Origin of the sequence: Amycolatopsis sp. NPDC023774 (genome assembly GCF_040639695.1) — a bacterium.
Lineage (GTDB): Bacteria > Actinomycetota > Actinomycetes > Mycobacteriales > Pseudonocardiaceae > Amycolatopsis.
Map to the genome: position 1 here is coordinate 21136 of NZ_JBFAAJ010000038.1, position 16660 is coordinate 37795.

At 70.6% G+C, this 16660-nt stretch carries 16 protein-coding genes; 9 read left to right on the forward strand and 7 right to left on the reverse strand.

Features of this window, described 5'->3' with window-relative positions; genetic code table 11:
• Positions 1 to 74 precede the first annotated feature (74 nt).
• The gene (locus AB0F91_RS41160; protein WP_360606929.1) at positions 75 to 1367 is read left to right on the forward strand and encodes a cyclopropane-fatty-acyl-phospholipid synthase family protein; all 1293 of its coding nucleotides are present in this window, start codon (positions 75 to 77) and stop codon (positions 1365 to 1367) included.
• Between the two features lie 196 nt (positions 1368 to 1563).
• Positions 1564 to 2145, forward strand: coding sequence for a YqgE/AlgH family protein (locus AB0F91_RS41165; protein WP_285974395.1), 582 nt, complete (start codon positions 1564 to 1566; stop codon positions 2143 to 2145).
• Here the strand turns inward: AB0F91_RS41165 and AB0F91_RS41170 are convergent.
• Positions 2142 to 2567 (reverse strand): SdpI family protein, encoded by a 426-nt coding sequence (locus tag AB0F91_RS41170; protein WP_360606931.1) that lies wholly within the window; start codon positions 2565 to 2567, stop codon positions 2142 to 2144. The two genes, AB0F91_RS41165 and AB0F91_RS41170, sit on opposite strands and share 4 nt — an antisense overlap.
• A 65-nt stretch (positions 2568 to 2632) precedes the next feature.
• Between AB0F91_RS41170 and AB0F91_RS41175 the strand changes: the two genes are divergently transcribed.
• From AB0F91_RS41175 to AB0F91_RS41185, 3 genes are all read left to right on the forward strand, one after another.
• Positions 2633 to 3802: an esterase-like activity of phytase family protein gene (locus AB0F91_RS41175; protein WP_360606933.1), complete on the forward strand. Its 1170-nt coding sequence runs from the start codon at positions 2633 to 2635 to the stop codon at positions 3800 to 3802.
• A 162-nt stretch (positions 3803 to 3964) separates the two neighbouring features.
• Entirely contained in the window at positions 3965 to 6862 is a 2898-nt protein-coding gene (gene leuS / locus AB0F91_RS41180; RefSeq protein ID WP_360606935.1) for a leucine--tRNA ligase, read from the forward strand.
• 51 nt (positions 6863 to 6913) lie between these two features.
• Complete coding sequence (locus AB0F91_RS41185; protein WP_360606937.1) at positions 6914 to 7549, forward strand: hypothetical protein; 636 nt, start codon at positions 6914 to 6916, stop codon at positions 7547 to 7549.
• A 134-nt stretch (positions 7550 to 7683) separates the two neighbouring features.
• Here AB0F91_RS41185 and AB0F91_RS41190 read toward each other — a convergent pair whose 3' ends face one another.
• From AB0F91_RS41190 to AB0F91_RS41215, 6 genes are all read right to left on the reverse strand, one after another.
• Positions 7684 to 8103, reverse strand: a complete 420-nt coding sequence (locus AB0F91_RS41190) for a hypothetical protein (protein WP_360606939.1) — start codon at positions 8101 to 8103, stop codon at positions 7684 to 7686.
• On the reverse strand, positions 8094 to 8327 hold the full coding sequence (locus AB0F91_RS41195; protein ID WP_360606941.1) for a hypothetical protein: 234 nt from the start codon (positions 8325 to 8327) through the stop codon (positions 8094 to 8096). The genes AB0F91_RS41190 and AB0F91_RS41195 overlap by 10 nt, the downstream gene beginning before the upstream one ends.
• Entirely contained in the window at positions 8324 to 9199 is an 876-nt protein-coding gene (locus tag AB0F91_RS41200) for an ATP-binding cassette domain-containing protein (protein ID WP_360606943.1), read from the reverse strand. The genes AB0F91_RS41195 and AB0F91_RS41200 overlap by 4 nt, the downstream gene beginning before the upstream one ends.
• Positions 9200 to 9624: 425 nt before the next feature.
• Entirely contained in the window at positions 9625 to 10704 is a 1080-nt protein-coding gene (locus AB0F91_RS41205) for an IS110 family transposase (RefSeq protein ID WP_360606945.1), read from the reverse strand.
• Between the two features lie 122 nt (positions 10705 to 10826).
• Positions 10827 to 11564, reverse strand: a complete 738-nt coding sequence (locus AB0F91_RS41210) for a TetR/AcrR family transcriptional regulator (protein ID WP_360606947.1) — start codon at positions 11562 to 11564, stop codon at positions 10827 to 10829.
• A gap of 9 nt (positions 11565 to 11573) precedes the next feature.
• The gene (locus AB0F91_RS41215) at positions 11574 to 11984 is read right to left on the reverse strand and encodes a hypothetical protein (protein WP_360606948.1); all 411 of its coding nucleotides are present in this window, start codon (positions 11982 to 11984) and stop codon (positions 11574 to 11576) included.
• Positions 11985 to 12082: 98 nt separating this feature from the next.
• Here AB0F91_RS41215 and AB0F91_RS41220 point away from each other — a divergent pair, with 98 nt between their 5' ends.
• From AB0F91_RS41220 to ptsP, 4 genes are all read left to right on the forward strand, one after another.
• On the forward strand, positions 12083 to 13093 hold the full coding sequence (locus AB0F91_RS41220; RefSeq protein WP_360606950.1) for a hypothetical protein: 1011 nt from the start codon (positions 12083 to 12085) through the stop codon (positions 13091 to 13093).
• A gap of 261 nt (positions 13094 to 13354) precedes the next feature.
• Complete coding sequence (locus AB0F91_RS41225) at positions 13355 to 14227, forward strand: ribokinase (RefSeq protein WP_360606952.1); 873 nt, start codon at positions 13355 to 13357, stop codon at positions 14225 to 14227.
• A 28-nt stretch (positions 14228 to 14255) separates the two neighbouring features.
• A complete protein-coding gene (locus AB0F91_RS41230) occupies positions 14256 to 14993 on the forward strand; it encodes a hypothetical protein (RefSeq protein WP_360606954.1) in 738 nt (245 codons plus the stop codon).
• Positions 14986 to 16632 carry a phosphoenolpyruvate--protein phosphotransferase gene (ptsP, locus tag AB0F91_RS41235; protein ID WP_360606956.1) on the forward strand — a complete coding sequence of 549 codons (1647 nt, stop codon included), beginning with the start codon at positions 14986 to 14988 and terminating at the stop codon, positions 16630 to 16632. Before AB0F91_RS41230 ends, ptsP begins: the two co-directional genes overlap by 8 nt.
• Positions 16633 to 16660 lie beyond the last annotated feature (28 nt).

Consider the following 16660-nt stretch of genomic DNA (forward strand, 5'->3'; position numbering starts at 1 on the left):
CTGCGCAGGGGCGTGAAAGCGTTTTACGTAGAGGACAGACATCCGACTGTCGTCGCCAAGAGAGGGGTGTGGCCATGACCGGCGCCGCGTCGCGGTTGGTGGGTGCCGCCGAAAAGCTGCTCGGAGCTGATTTCCCGCTGCAGATCCGGGCGTGGGACGGTTCCCAGGCCGGTCCGGAGGGCGCGCCCGTGCTCGTGGTGCGCAACCGCCGCGCCCTGCGCCGCCTGCTGTTCAAGCCGGGTGAGTTGGGTCTGGGCCGCGCCTGGGTTTCCGGCGACCTCGGCCTCGAAGGGGACCTCTACACCGCGCTCGGAGCCATCGCGGGGCTGATCTGGGAGCGCGACGAGGCGGAGAGCGGTGGCGTTCTCAGCGCCCTGCGGGACCCGGAGGTGCGGGGCGCCATCGGCGAGCTGCTGAAGCTCGCCGGACCACCGTTGCCTCCTGCGCGGCCGCCCGAGGAGGTGCGCCGGCCCCGCCACCTGCACACCCGGCGCAGTGACAAGCGGGCGATCAGCCACCACTACGACGTGGGCAACGAGTTCTACGAGCTCGTTCTCGGCCCGTCGATGGTGTACTCGTGCGCGTACTGGTCCGAAAGCAGCACCTTGGAGACGGCTCAGCGCGACAAGCTCGAGCTCGTTTGCACGAAGCTGGGCCTGCGTGAGGGGCAGCGGCTGCTCGACGTCGGCTGCGGCTGGGGCTCCATGGCGCTGCACGCGGCACGCGAACACGGCGTGCGCGTCGTCGGCGTGACGCTTTCTGAGGAGCAGGCCACGTACGCCCGCAAGCGCGTGGCGGAGGCGGGCCTCACCGACCGCGTGGAGATCCGCGTGCAGGACTACCGCGACGTCTCCGACGGTCCCTACGACGCGATTTCCTCCATCGGCATGGCCGAGCACGTCGGAGCCGAGAGCTACCTGGAGTACGCCCGCGACCTGTATGCGCTGCTCCGTCCGGGCGGCAAGCTGCTCAACCACCAGATCGGCCGCCGGCCGCGTGCGGACGAGTCCGAGTACCAGCTCGACGGGTTCATCGACGCCTACGTCTTCCCCGACGGAGAACTCGCGCCGATCGGTACGACCGTGACGCAGCTGGAGCGCGCCGGGTTCGAGGTGCGCGATGTCGAAGCGCTGCGCGAGCACTACGCGCTGACCCTGCGCCGCTGGGTCGCCAACCTGGAAGCCGGCTGGGACCGGGCCGCGCGGCTCGCCGGAGCCGGCCGCGCCCGCGTCTGGCGGCTGTACATGGCGGCCTCGGCGCTCGCGTTCGAGAACAACCGCATCGGCGTGAACCAGGTCTTGGCGGTGCGGACTTCGGACGAGGGTACGTCGGGTCTGCCGCTGCGGCCGCGGACGTGGCACGGCTGAGAAGGGTTGGCGGCCGGCGCACTTGGTCGCCTCTCGGCGGCTTGGCGCAGTGTGGCTCCAGCCGAACTGGTATTCCACAAAGGCTGTTTTTCAGTGAGCCCGGGGGACACGGAGTGCGCCGGCCTACTGTTCTCAACGGGGCACGAGTGGTTGGTGTTCCCGTGCCGAGGAAAATCTCGTGGCGGGAAGTGGGAGGATTGGAGGCGTGCCAGCGGACGCCGAGGTTGAACCGGGAACGCTCCTGGTCGCCGCACCCACGATGTTCGACCCGAACTTCAAGCGGACCGTGGTGTTCGTCATCGACCACCGCGACGAGGGCACGCTCGGCGTGGTCCTGAACCGCCCGAGCGACGTCCCGGTGCACGACGTGCTGCCCAACTGGGGCGGGCACGTGGCGGAGCCGCAGTCGGTGTTCGTCGGCGGACCGGTGGAGAAGAAAACGGCTCTGTGCCTGGCCGCGCTGCGCACGGGCGAGACAGCGGCGAGCGTGCCCGGCGTGATCGCCGTGCGCGGGCCGGTGGCGCTCGTGGACCTCGACACGGACCCGGAAGCGCTGGTGCCGAAGGTGCGTGGCGTACGCGTCTTCGCCGGCTACGCGGGCTGGGATTCCGGCCAGCTGGCGGGTGAGATCGAGCGCGACGACTGGGTCATCGTGCCCGCGCTGCCGAGCGACATTCTGGCCTCGCCGAATCGCGACCTCTGGGGTCAGGTGCTGCGCCGCCAGGGCGTGCCCATCGCGTTGCTGGCCACCCACCCGGGCGACCTGCAGCGCAACTAGCTTTCGGCGTCGACCTTCTGGAACACCCCGCAGCCACCCGAACCACACGCGCAGCCGGCGCAGCCCGCGGGGGCGGCCGGAGCCGGGGCGGGCACGGTCAGCGCGGCGCGGGCGCCGAGCACCCCGCCGCCGACGACCAGCACGAGCATCCCCACTACGCCGACGAAAGCGGCGGCGATGATCCCGGCCGTGGTGCCCGTGGCGATGCCCGCCAGCCCGGCGATCACGCCGACGGCGCCGCCCGCGAGCGTCGGCACGCTCGCCACCCGGTTGGCCAGCTTGAAGGCGGCGTCACTGCGCAGCGAAGCCGCCGTGCGGACACCAGTACCGCTTTCGCGGGTCAGCCGTTCGCGGAAGCCGAGGAAGCCACCCCAGCCGACGACGAGACCCAGCACGATCGGGACGAGCGCGATAGCGAACACCCCCTGAGGATAAGCGTGACCTCGCGGCAACGTGGTGGATACCCTCGTCCGTTGTGCTACACGCCATGTCTTCGTCCCAGCGACGCCGCGCGCTCACCGCTGCCCTGATCGGGGCACTGCCCCTTTCCCTGCTCGCCGTCCCGGCGGCGAGTGCTGCGGAGAGTCACGCCCGCCCCGTTCGGCTCATCGGCGAGCAGATCGTGGCAGACGCCCTTCAGTTCCAGGGCACCACCGTCGGCGGCCTGTCGTCGATCGACTTCGACCCGCGCACCGGCGGGTACGCCTTCATCTGCGACGACCGCTCCGCGATCAACCCCGCCCGCTTCTACACGGCGAAGTTCTCCCTCGACGCCCACCACCTCGGCCCGGTGACGTTCACCGGCACGAAGCCGCTGCTGCGTCCCGACGGCACGCCGTACCCGCCGCTCGCACAGAACGACCCGACGGCGCCACAGAACGAGCAGACCATCGACCCCGAAGAGCTGCGCGTGGACCCGTGGACCGGCGGGTACACCTGGTCGCAGGAAGGTGACCGGCCGGCCGACTCGGTCATCCAGCCCTCCGTTCGCGAGGCCGCCCGGGACGGCCGCTACGTGCGTGACCTGCCGCTGCCGGCCGACGAGAAGATGACCGCCGACGCCGGTCCGCGCCGCAACTACGTGCTCGAAGGCCTCGCCTACACCGGGTTCGGCGCGCTGCTGGCCAGTGAGGTCGAGGCGCCGCTGCTGCAGGACGGCCCGCCGCCGACGCCGACGTCCGGCGCGCTTTCGCGGGTCACGCTGCAGGCGCGGACGGGCCAGGTGCTCGCGCAGTACGCGTACCCGCAGGAGAAGCTGTTCGCGACCCCGGTGCCCGCCGACGCGTTCGCCGACACCGGCGTGTCCTCGATGCTCGCCGTGAACCAGCTCGATCCGGCGAAGTTCCTCATGATGGAGCGCTCGTTCGTCACCGGTGTCGGCAACAAGGTGCGGGTGTACGAGATCGACACGTCCGGTGCGACCAACGTGCTGAACGTGAAGTCGCTCGCCGGCGCCAAGGGGATCAAGCCGGTGAAGAAGAAGTTGATCGCCGACTTGTCGGACTACGTTTCCGCGGTGGACAACGTCGAGGGCATGACCTGGGGCCCGGCGCTGCCGAACGGTGAGCGCAGCCTGGTCTTCGTGAGCGACAACAACTTCTCCGCGACGCAGGTGACGCAGGTCATCGCTTTGGCGGTCCCGTCGGAACGGCTTTGACCACCACGTTAAAATGACTCTATGAACACGGCTCGGCTGCTCCTTGGCCTGCCGCGCTGACTCGGCCAACCCTTGGCCCGGCCCGCGCGGCGACCCCTCATGCCTTCGGGCTTGAGGGGTCGAGTTGTTTCTGGAGTGGTCCGATCACGGAGGAAGACGGCGATGACAGAGTCCACGGCGCCCACCCCGACCACGGGTGACGGCGCTCCCGGCGCCGAGAACACCCCGCCGCACCGCTACACCGCGGAGCTCGCGGGGCAGATCGAGCGCCGCTGGCAGGACTACTGGTCCGACCACGGCACGTACCACGCGCCGAACCCGACGGGCGCGCTGGCGGTCGAGGGTGAGCAGGTGCCGTCGGACAAGCTGTTCGTGCAGGACATGTTCCCGTACCCGTCCGGCTCGGGCCTGCACGTCGGGCACCCGCTGGGCTACATCGGCACGGACGTCTACGCGCGCTACCACCGCATGATCGGCCGCAACGTGCTGCACACGCTGGGCTACGACGCGTTCGGCCTGCCGGCGGAGCAGTACGCGGTGCAGACCGGCACGCACCCGCGCACCACCACCGAGGCGAACATCGCCACGATGCGCAGCCAGCTGAAGCGCCTGGGTCTGGGCCACGACGAGCGCCGCTCGATCGAGACGATCGACCCGGACTACTACAAGTGGACCCAGTGGATCTTCCTGCAGATCTTCAACTCCTACTACGACGAGGAAGCGCAGAAGGCGCGCCCGATCGAGCTGCTGGAGAAGGCGTTCGCCGCGGGTGAGCGCCCGACGCCGGACGGGCGTGCGTGGAGCGAGCTGAGCGACGTCGAGCGGCGCAAGGTCATCGACGACCACCGCCTCGTCTACATCTCCGAGGCGCCCGTGAACTGGGCGCCCGGCCTGGGCACGGTCGTCGCCAACGAAGAGGTGACCGCCGACGGGCGCAGCGACCGGGGCAACTTCCCCGTGTTCCGCAAGAACCTGCGCCAGTGGATGATGCGGATCACCGCGTACGCCGACCGGCTGGTCGACGACCTGGACCTGCTGGACTGGCCCGAGAAGGTCAAGTCGATGCAGCGCAACTGGGTCGGGCGTTCGCAGGGCGCGCGCGTCGCGTTCGCCGCCGGTGCTTCCGGGGACGAGAAGATCGAGGTCTTCACGACGCGGCCCGACACGCTGTTCGGCGCCACCTACATGGTGCTGGCGCCCGAGCACCCGCTGGTCGACAAGCTGACGCCGGCCGAGTGGCCCGGTGAGCACCCGCAGGTGTGGACCGGCGGCGCGAAGACCCCGGCCGAGGCCGTCGCGGAGTACCGCCTGGCGACGTCGCGCAAGTCCGATCTGGACCGTCAGGAGAACAAGGAGAAGACCGGCGTCTTCACCGGCGCGTATGCCGTGAACCCGGTCAATGGCAAGGAAATCCCGGTCTTCATCGGCGACTACGTGCTGATGGGCTACGGCACCGGCGCGATCATGGCCGTGCCGGCGCAGGACCAGCGCGACTGGGACTTCGCCACGAAGTTCGAGCTGGAGATCGTCCGCACGGTCGACCCGGGCGAGGGCTTCGACGGTGAGGCGTTCACCGGCGAGGGAGCGGCGATCAACTCGGCCAACGACACCGTCTCGCTGGACGGCATGGGCGTGGCCGACGCGAAGAAGACGATCATCGCGTGGCTGGAGGAGAACGGCCACGGCGAGGGCACCGTGCAGTACAAGCTGCGCGACTGGCTGTTCGCCCGCCAGCGCTACTGGGGCGAGCCGTTCCCGATCGTCTACGACGAGAGCGGGCTGCCGATCGCGCTGCCCGAGGACCAGCTGCCCGTGGTGCTGCCGGAGGTCGACGACTACTCGCCGAAGACCTTCGACCCGGACGACGCCGACTCCGAGCCGTCGCCGCCGCTGTCGCGCGCGACCGACTGGGTCGAGGTCACGCTGGACCTGGGCGACGGGCCGAAGAAGTACCGCCGCGACACCAACGTGATGCCGCAGTGGGCGGGTTCGTGCTGGTACCAGCTGCGTTACGTCGACCCGGACAGCCCCGACGTGTTCTGCGCGCCGGAGAACGAGGCCTACTGGATGGGCCCGCGCCCGGCCGAGCACGGCGTGGACGATCCGGGTGGCGTGGACCTGTACGTCGGCGGCGTCGAGCACGCGGTGCTGCACCTGCTGTACTCGCGCTTCTGGCACAAGGTGCTGTACGACCTGGGCCACGTGTCTTCGAAGGAGCCGTACCGGCGCCTGTTCAACCAGGGCTACATCGAGGCCTACGCCTACAAGGACGAGCGCGGCGTCCACGTGCCCGCCGACGAGGTCGTGGAGCGCGACGGCAAGTTCTTCCTGGGTGACGAGGAAGTCACCCAGGAGTACGGCAAGATGGGCAAGAGCCTGAAGAACGCCGTCACGCCGGACGAAATGTCGGACACCTACGGCGCCGACACCTTCCGCGTGTACGAGATGTCCATGGGCCCGCTGGACATGTCCCGGCCCTGGGCGACCAAGGACGTCGTCGGCGCGCACCGCTTCCTGCAGCGCCTGTGGCGCCTGCTGATCGACGAGCAGACCGGTGAGCTGCGCGTGACCGCAGACGACCCGTCGGAGGCCGATCGCAAGCTGCTGCACCGCACCATCGCCGGCGTCCGCGAGGACTACGCGGAGATGCGCTTCAACACCGCGGGCGCGAAGCTGATCGAGCTGAACAACCACCTGACGAAGGTGTACGGCTCGGCTGCGGGCACTCCGCGCGAGGTGGCGGAGCCGCTGGTGCTGCTGCTGGCCCCGCTGGCGCCGCACGTCGCCGAGGAGCTGTGGCACCGCATGGGCCACGTCGACTCCCTGGTCCACGGCCCCTTCCCGGTCGTCGACGAGAAGTACCTCGTCGAGGACTCGGTGGAGTACCCGATCCAGGTCAACGGCAAGGTCCGGGCACGGGTGACGGTGCCGGCGGATGCCGCTTCGGAGGCGGTGCAGGCGGCGGCTCTGGCGGACGAGAAGGTGGCCGCCCTGGTGGGCGACAAGACGCCGCGCAAGGTGATCGTGGTGCCGGGGCGGTTGGTCAACATCGTGCTGTGAATCGGTGCGTTCCGGCCCGGGTCCTGTGCCCGGGCCGGTAACGTGCTTGCCGTGCGTAGTCGATCGCTCACTGTTCTTCCGCTACTGGCCACTGCCCTCGCTCTGACCGGCTGCGCCGTAGCGCCCGGCCCGGCCCCGGGCAAGCCGGCACCGACCCTGCCCGCCGACTCGGTGGCCTACGACCAGTTGCCGGTGATGACCACGCGGCCCAACGTGTTCCCGGGCACGTGTGCGCAGTTCGAACAGAACGCGCAGCTCCGGGCCGCGTTCGAGGTCCAGAAAACGCAGTTCAACGGGTACCAGAATTTGTGCTCGCTGACCCGCGCCAGCGGCCCGACCGCGTTCGTGGGCGCACTCGATCCGAGCGACCGGGTTCCGGATCCTTGGGCGGGTACTTGGGGCGCCTACTCATACACGCTGCACCATTTCCGGCGAACGTTGCTCCAGGAAAATCGCTATTACGCGGTCGACAGCCTCGACGTGAACGGGTGCACGGTTTCGGTCAACACCGGCTCGAAGCAGGTCCTCGAGGTCTCCATCCAGTTCAACGAGAGCGGCGGCGAGCTCGTGGGAGACAGCGTCGACGCCGACCGGCGGATCGCCGCGAAGTCCTGCCCGGAGACCGAACGCCTCGCCGAGGTGTACCTGGAGATCGTCGACCCCGGCGGCGGCTCGCTCGCCCGTTAAGCGGCTTCCCGCGTGCCGGCCCGGAAGATCGCGACCGCGGCCAGCCCGAGCCACAGGACCAGCGAGGTGACCAGCGCGATCACTCCGTGCTGGGACACCCCGCTGAGCTGCCGCGCGGGTTCGATCGGGTCGACTCAGCCGGCGAAGTCGATGTTGCCCTGCAGGATCGTGAACAGCAGCGACACCAGCACGTAGGTGGTGATCGCGCCCGCGGTGTTGGGGATGAGCCAGCCGACCGTCACCGCGAGCAGGGTCATGCAGAGCGCGCCGATGAAACACGCCGCGACGACCATGCCGGGCCGGAAGGTGAGCAGGTTTTGGATGTCGCGCGCGTCGAGGCGGCCGGAGTAGAACGTGAACGTCATCAGGACGTGGACGCCGCCGATCAGCAGCCACGCGCCCACCGCGATGGTGGCCTGCGCGAACACGTATCGCATCCGCGAAGGCTGCACCAGCAACGTCGGCTGCGAGCTCCGGTAGTGCCACTCGGCCGCGATCAGCGTCACCAGTGTGAGATCGACGAGCGCCGCGGCGAGCCGCACCGTCAGGAACACCGGGCCGAGCTGCCGCTGAGCGTGTTGGGGCGTGACGAGTCGACCATGAACATGATCGACAAAGCGACCAGCCCGATGGGGGCGGCGATGAGCAGGATCTTGTCGGCCGGCGTGGCGGCGAACTTCCGCAGCTCGACACCCACCACCGTGCCGAACGAAGCGCGCTTCGCGGCACCTGTCGCCCACGCCGGCTGCTGCGGGACCTGCGTCTGCATCGGGATCATCGCGGACCTCCCGTGAGGCGGAAGAAGAGCTCTTCCAGGTTCTGCTGTTCCTCGGCCAGCCCGAGCACCCGCACCTGCGCGGCGAACGCGATCTCCGAGACGCGCTCGGTCGCGGCGGCGACGGAAAGGGCGTCGGGGCCGGTCTGGCGGACGTCGAGGCCCGCGCGGTGCAGGGCGGTGCCGAGTTTGGGTACGTCGTTGGTGCGCACGACCGTCCGCGCGGGGCCGGCGAAGCTCGCGAGCGGACCGTCGGCGACGACGCGGCCGTGGCCGATCATCACGATGCGGTCGGCCGACTGGTCCACTTCGGACAGTACGTGGCTGGACAGCAGCACGGTGCCGCCGCGTTGGGCGTAGCCGCGCAGGAGTTGCCGCGTGGAGCGGATTCCTTCGGGGTCGAGGCCGTTGATCGGCTCGTCGAGGATGAGCACGGGCGGATCGGCGAGCAACGCGTGCGCGAGTCCCAAGCGCTGGCGCATGCCGAGGCTGTACTTGCCGATGCGCCGGTTCGCCGCGTCGCTGAGCCCGACCTGAGCGAGCACCTGGTCGGCGCGCGAGCTGGGCAGGCGCATCAGCTTCGCGCCGTTCACGAGGTGGTGGCGGCCCGTGCGGCCGGGGTGCACGGCGGCGGCGTCAAGCAGCACGCCCGCGACGTGCCCCGGGTTCGGCCACTCCGCGAACCGCCGCCCGGCGATCGTCGCCGTGCCCGCGGTGGGGCGGGTGAGGCCGCAGATCATGCGCAGCGTCGTCGACTTCCCGGCGCCGTTCGGCCCGAGGAACGCGGTGACCGTACCGGGCTGCAGCGCGAACGACACACCGTCCATCACCCGGCGCCAGTCGTAGTCCTTCGCCAGCCCCTGGACGTGCAGCAACCCCCGGCCCTCCCCTTCAAGATCCGAAGGTGAGCTTGTCACAAACCGTGTCCGGGCGTGCACGAAACCGAACCACGGGTGCCTGGCGAAGGGCGGGTGTTCCGCCGTGCGCCCTCGCGGCAACAACTGATATGTAGTGGTGTTTTGTCAAGGGCAGGGTGAGACGCCGTCGGGGAGCGACCTCCGCGGCGTCTCGTGCTTCGTCGTTGCGTGTGGGTGGTGAGCGTGTCGTTGGCGACGCGCGGTCAGACTGATATGCGCGGGTTGGTTACCGCAGGACGGGTTTTCGGCTGGAGCTGCGCCGCGTGTCTAGGGTCGAGCGTGGCGTGGTCGTCGATGGCGGCGACGGGCTGCTCATAGTTGTTTCGCGGGTCGCTCCGTGCGCTGCCACCACCGTGTGCGGCGACGAAGCGGCGTGGTGGGTGCTAGTCCATGATGGCGAGGGACCAGCACCAGCCGGCCAGCTCACGGGCGATGGCGACGTTGGCGATGACCGGTCGTTTGCGGCGCAGGTCGAACCTGACCCAGCGTTCGTGCAGGCGGCGGTTTCCGGTGTCGCCGCGGTGCTGGGCCGCGGCCGGGGCCAGTTTCCATCGGGCGCGCAGGCCGCTGCCGATCGTGTAGCGGGCGTGGTGGTGCCAGGCGGCCTCCACGAGCAGGCGGCGCGCGTGGGTGTTGCCGGTCTTGGTGATCGAACCCTGAACCCGCGACGTCCCGGAGGAGTGCTCCGAGGGCACCAGGCCGACGAACGAGCCGATACTGGCACCGGTGAACCGGTGCCAGTCACCGATCTCGACCGTGAGGGCGAACCCGGTCAGCAGCGACACCCCGCGCAGGCAACACAGCCGACGCACGACGGCAGTGAACTCGCTGTCGGCGGCCATGTCGATGATGGCCGTGTCCAGACGATCTCGGCGAGCGGTGATCGCCAGGACCGCGTCGTAGTCGGACTCGAACGCGGCCCGTGTCGCCCGGGAGTCGAAGTGCTGCCGGCGCAGCCAGGCATCGTGCGCTCCGGTCCAGGCACGACCACCCGAGTAGACGATTCCATGCCGCAGCAACAGCTTCGAGAGCCGATGCCGGACCCGCATCAGATCACCCCGGGCGTCCTCGCGAGCACGAACCAGATCCCGCGCGGCCTCCCGCTCCACCGAAGGCACCGAGACCGGGGTGACCTCACCCAGGCGCAGCAGCCGGGCCAGGTGCACAGCGTCCCTCGCGTCGGTCTTGACCCGGTCACCGGACGGGCGCTGCAGCTTCGAGGGCGCCGCAACCACACAGTCGATCCCGGCATCCGTCAAGGCGCGATACAGCCCGAATCCCGTCGGCCCAGCCTCATACGTCACCGCAACCGGGCCATCCCACTGCTCGACCCAGGACCGGACGTGATCATGCGAGGGCGTCAACCGCGCCCGCCTCAGCTCGCCTGTCACACCATAAATCGCCGCAGACACGACCGAGCGGGCATGGACATCGAGCCCCACACTCGTACGCTCACCAAGCACCGGGGCCTCCCACGTATGTCGGATAGGCCGAGCACGCAGCCCCTGCCCAGCAACCCACGAATGTGCGCGAGCGAGGCCCCGGCCCGCAACCGTCTCACCGCGAGACAGTCACCTCATACCGTCTAGCCGGCGTACAGCCCCACGTCGCGGGCCAGGTCGGTGAGGATGGCCTCGAACAGGATGTCCGGCTTCGACACGGGGATCGGGTAGTTGCCGAACACCTCGAGCGTCACGTGGCCGTAGAGGCGCGCCCAGAACTGGATCATCAGGTAGGTGAGCCCGAGGTCCAGCTTCTCGGGCGCGATCGCGCGGCCCGACTCGCGGAGCACGGTGAGCAGTTCGCTCTGGAACGCGGTGAGGTCGTCGCGCAGCTCGGGCGGGACGACGTCGTTCGGCGGCATCACCAGGTCGTGCGTGGCGAGGACCTGGCCGGCGGCGGCGAGGAAGATGCGGCCGAACGGCTCGTCGAGGCGGTGCAGCGCGCTGCCCGCCGTGGTGCCGACGCCGCCCGTGGGCGACGCGAACACCAGCGTGAACTCCTTGGTGTGCGTGAGCGCCCACCGGCGAAAGCCCTTGCAGATGGCGAAGAGCTGCGCCATGCCGTCGTCGGGGAGCACGGCGACGTCCTCGGCGAGCTCGGCGGCGAGGTCGGCGATCACGTCGAGGCGCAGGTTCTCCACCAGGTCGTCGCGTGATTCGTAGTAGCGGTACAGGGCCGGCGCGGTGATGCCCAGCTCCCGGGCGATCGCCCGGAGCGTCACGGCGTCCGGACCCTGTTCGACCAGCAGTCTCCGGGCGGTCCGGCGGATGTCCTGCTCGGTAGCCGCTCGCGCGCGGCCCCTTCGCGTGGGGCTGCTCATCCGGACATTCTAGGTGGTCGGCACCGTCGTTCCCGTAACAACGCGGCCGGAGAGCAGCCGGGCCTGCAGATCGGTGAGCGGGCGCAGCACCCACATGACCACCACGACCATGCCCAGCGCGCACCAGAAGTGCACGAGCCAGGCCCCGGCGAGCGACGGTCCGCCCCACGATTCGCCGGCGGTCGAGGGGTCCCAGAACAGGCCGTAGGTCGCGATGCGCCACACCAGGAACCCGATGAGCAGCGAACAGGGGATGGCCACCACGCTCACCCCGGCCGCGGCCAGGTAGCGAGGGGTCCCTTCGCGCGGCGGGACGTCCAGGAGCCGGTCCGCGAGCAGCTGCCGGGCGCGTCTGCCGCCGAAACAGGCGGGCAGGGCGAGGAGGGCGTAGGCCACTCGTTTCCAGTCCGAGATCTTCATACGCTCGACGCTAGGAGTCGTTGAGCTGCGAAAACACCCGGACGTCCGCCGAACGGGGTAGGGAAACCCCGACCGCCTTCTGTCACACTTCGTCCGAGATGGACGAAATCACCACGGTCACCTACCCCGCGCCCGTTCCACCGGACCAGGTGCGGCTGGCGACGTTGCTGCTGCTGGTTCCGGGGCTCCTGATCGCCGGCTTCGGCGGCGTCCTGATGACCGTGAGCCGCGCCGGTCTGTACGCCGGCTCAGTGATCGCGCTGGTCGGGCTCATGCTGCTGGGCTGCATTCCCATCGGGCGCCGCGGCATGCGCAAGGAGCGGCTGAGCGTCGAGGTCGCGTCGCGTGGCCTGCGGTTCCCTGTTCGCGACGCGCGACTGGTGCTGCCGTGGGACGACTTCAGCGCGGTGGTGCTGGTCGAGAAGCGCAATCGGGTCGAGGTGTACCTGGTGCCGACCGACGAACAGCGGTGGGCGGGCAGGTTCAGCCGCCGCGGCCCCCAGGGCTTTGTCCTGTCGACGTTGTTCGACCCCGGTGAGGCCCACCGGTTGGCGGCCGCGGTCGAGACGGTGCGGCCGGGGTTGGTGCGGTGGCCGTCGCTGGAGGTCCGGCGCGGCGGGTTCGGTCTGCAGCGCGCAGCGGTGACGGTGGTGCGGTGGGCTTCGGTGAAGCGGGCACCCGCTGCCGGCGAGAGCGTGACGGTGCGCGCGAGCAAGGCTTCAGGTGCGCGCCAGGCGGCGATCGGGGGCACGGTGGCGTTGCTCATGGCGGTGCTGATCGCGCGGACGTGGCTGCCGGTCACGGTGCCCGGGCTGATCGCGGTCGCCTTGTGCGTCGGCGCGCTGGTCTGGACGCGGCACCGCGGCACGCGGGGTGTGTTCACCGTGGACGGCCACGGCGTCACGTGGATCCCTCGGTACGACAACGGGGTCGTGGTGCGGCGCGACGAGATTTCGGCTGTGGCGGCCGAGGCGGGTGGCGTCGTCCGCGTGACCCCGCGCGACGGCGGTGATTTCGTGCTCGCTTCGGGTGTTTCGATGCCGGCCGCGCGGGCCGTGGCCGCGCTGGTCGGGGCGCCGCCGACGCCGATCACTCGGGGGGCTACGTGATCGGCGCCGGCGACCCGATGCCCTCCCCGGTGCGCTTCCGGTCGGGGCAACGCCACTGGCTCAAGGACAGTGACGATCCACAAGAGCGGAACCCGTGTCAGAAATGACGCGTGGGGGACATGGATCCCCCGATCGAGTGACGGGCAGCCGCTGCTCGCCTGATTGTCGCACTGGGCGCCGGATAAGTTACAAAAACCTTCACTTTTGCGCACGGACGGTGTGTGACCTGCGCCCGAGCGCAGTCGTGGCAAGGTGTCGGCCATGTGCGCAGCCGTGCTGGTGGTGGGTTCAGCCAACGCCGACCTCGTCGTCCCCGTCGACCGCCGCCCGGCCGGCGGCGAAACCGTCCTGGGCGGTGACACGGTGCTGTCCCCGGGCGGCAAGGGCGCGAACACGGCGGTCGCGGCGGGCCGGCTGGGTGCGGATGTCGCTCTGCTGGGTGCCGTTGGTTCGGACCCGTACGGCGCGCTCCTGCGGGATTCCCTGTCGGGCGCCGGTGTCGGGACTGAGCACCTGCGGACCGTCGACCGCCCCACCGGCATCGCGTACATCACCGTCACGCCGGACGGCGAGAACTCGATCCTGGTCTCCCCCGGCGCCAACTCCGCCCTGACGCCCGCCGACATCACCGACGAGGCTCTCGCTGACGCCGCGGTTGTGGTGCTGTCGCTGGAAGTCCCGCTGCCGACGGTCGAGCACGCCGTCCGACGCGCGGCTGCCGCCGGTGCGAAGGTGCTGCTCAACCTCTCACCCGCCGCGCAACTGTCTCCCGCGACGCTCGGCGCGCTCGACGTCCTGCTGGTCAACGAGCACGAGGCCGCGTATCTGCTCGGCTCGGACGACACCGACCCGCGAAAGCTGCTCGAGCTGGGCCCGCGCGCGGCCGTCGTCACGCTGGGCGCGAAGGGTGCCGTGGTGGCGGCCGCCGACGGGGTCACGGAGGTCGCGTCGCCAAAGGTCGAGGCCGTCGACACGACCGGCGCGGGCGACGCATTCGCCGGAGCGCTCGCGGCCGCCCTGGCCGAGGGCGTCGATCTCGTCGATGCGGCGCGGCGCGCGGTGAAGGTGGCCGCGATCAGCGTGACCCGACCTGGGGCGCAGCCGTCGTACCCGACGTCCGACGAGCTGGAATGACCCGCGGCGTGGCGGTGTTGTCCGTTGTATGGGCGATTCGTTCGGTTCGGCCTGGTGGCGGGGGTACGCCGCGCAGCTGAAGGCGATCGCCGACGCCCGTCGTCCCGACGCGCTGGCGCTGTTGCCGCTGGACGAGACGCTGGCGGCTCTCGGCAAGCAGGCCGAGACTGACGAGGGCGTCCGCGATGTGCCGGTGACGCGCGTGGTCGGGACCGTCGCGCGCGTCGGTGACTTCGACCGGCACTTCCGGCCGCTCAACCGCGCGCTGCGAGGGCGGTGGGAGGCGCTCGCGAACACGGCGGCCGACCTCCCGCCGGTCCGGCTCGTGCGCCTCGGTGAGCTGTACTTCGTGGAGGACGGGCACCACCGCGTGGCGCTCGCCCGGGCGCGGGGCGCCGTGACGGTGCGTGCCCAGGTGCACTTGATCTGCACCGTCGCGTGCGCGCTGAGCTGCCTGACGCTGGCCGACCTGCCGTCGAAGACCGCGGAACGGCTGTTCCTGGAACGCGTGCCGCTCGACGACGACGTGCGCGTGGGCTTGTGGCTCGACGAACCGGCCGACTGGTTCCGGCTCGCAGATTCGGCGGAGGCCTGGGGTTTCCGGCAGACTTTGACTGGCCGCCCGCTGCGCAGCCGCGAAGAGCTGGCCGACGCGTGGTGGCACGAGGAGGTGCGACCGGTGCTGGAACGAGTGCGGGCTCGGGGACTGTGTGCGCCACCCCGCGATATCGAGACGTATCTGAGCTATGGTCTAGACCATGCCTGAGAGCCAGTCCGCCGCCGGCGTGACCCTGAGTGGTGTCGCGGTGAGTCCGGGGCGCGCGAGCGGTCCCGTCGTGCGTGTTGCCGAGCCGTTCGGTGAGCCCGCGAGCACGCCCGCACCGGCCGACCCGGCCGTCGAGGCCGCCCGCATCGAGCCCGCCGCGCGGGCCGTCGCGGAGCGGCTGGAGACGCAGGCCGAGACCGCGACCGGCGAGGCCGCCACGATCCTCATCACGACCGCCGCGATGGCCGCCGACCCCGCGCTGGCCACGCAGGCACGACAGCTGGTGACGGAGCAGAACCTGCCCGCGGCTCGCGCCGTCTACCAGGCCGCCGAGGGCTTCGCCGAGGCCTTGGCCGCCGCTGGGGGCTACATGGCCGAGCGGGTGCGTGACGTGCGTGACGTGCGCGACCGGCTCGTGGCCGAGCTGCTCGGCGTCGCGCCGCCCGGGGTGCCGGAGCTCGCCTCGCCCAGCGTGCTGGTCGCCCGCGACCTGGCGCCCGCCGATACCGCGGGGCTGGACCCGGCGAAGGTGCTCGCCCTGGTCACCGAGGAGGGCGGGCCCACGAGCCACACCGCGATCCTCGCCCGCGCGCTCGGGATCCCGGCCGTCGTCGCCGTGCGCGGTCTGCTCGAGCTCGACGCGAAGGCGCTGACTGTCGACGGCGACACGGGCGTCATCCAGCTAGCCGATCCGGCGGCACCCATCATCACCGCCGTCGCGCAGGGTCCCGCGGAGTGGAACGGCACCGGCGCCACCGCCGACGGGCACGTCGTCAAGGTCTACGGCAACGTCGGCTCCCCCGCCGACGCGCAGGCGGCCGCCGAAGCGGGCGCCGAAGGCATCGGCCTGTTCCGCACCGAGTTCAGCTTCCTCGACGCCCCGGCGGAGCCGTCCGTCGAGGAGCAGCGCAAGGCGTACGCGGCGGTGCTGGCGCCGTTCCGCGGCAAGCCGGTGATCGTGCGGACGCTCGACGCGGGAGCCGACAAGCCGCTCGCCTTCCTCAACCCCGACGACGAGCCCAATCCGGCGCTGGGCGTGCGCGGGCTGCGCGTGGCGTTCGACCGGCCCGACGTGCTCGACCGCCAGCTCGAGGCCATCGCCGGGGCGGCCCAGGATTCAGGCGCGCTCGTCTCCGTGATGGCCCCGATGGTCGCGACGGCCGAGGAAGCCGCGTGGTTCGCCGAACGAGTGCGTGCGGCCGGCATCGAGCGCGCCGGCGTGATGATCGAGATCCCGGCAGCGGCGCTGTCCGCGCGGGAGATCCTGGACGTCGTCGATTTCGTGTCCGTCGGCACCAATGACCTGGCCCAGTACACGTTCGCCGCAGACCGCCAGCTCGGCGCCGTGGCGAAGCTGAACGACCCGTGGCAGCCCGCGCTGCTGCGCCTGCTCAAGCTGATCGGTGACGCGGCGAAGGCGACGGGCAAGCCCGCCGGCGTGTGCGGCGAAGCGGCGGCCGACCCGCGGCTCGCCGTGGTGCTCGCGGGCCTGGGCCTCACGAGCTTGTCGATGAACGCGGCGGCCGTGCGGGCCGTCGGCGCTTCACTGGCCACGGTCACGCTGGCCGAGGCGGAGGCGAAAGCAACCAACGCGCTGGCCGGCGCGGATCCCGTCGCGGCACGCGCGGCAGCGAACTGAAAGACGGAGCCGGACCCGGCCGACGGAT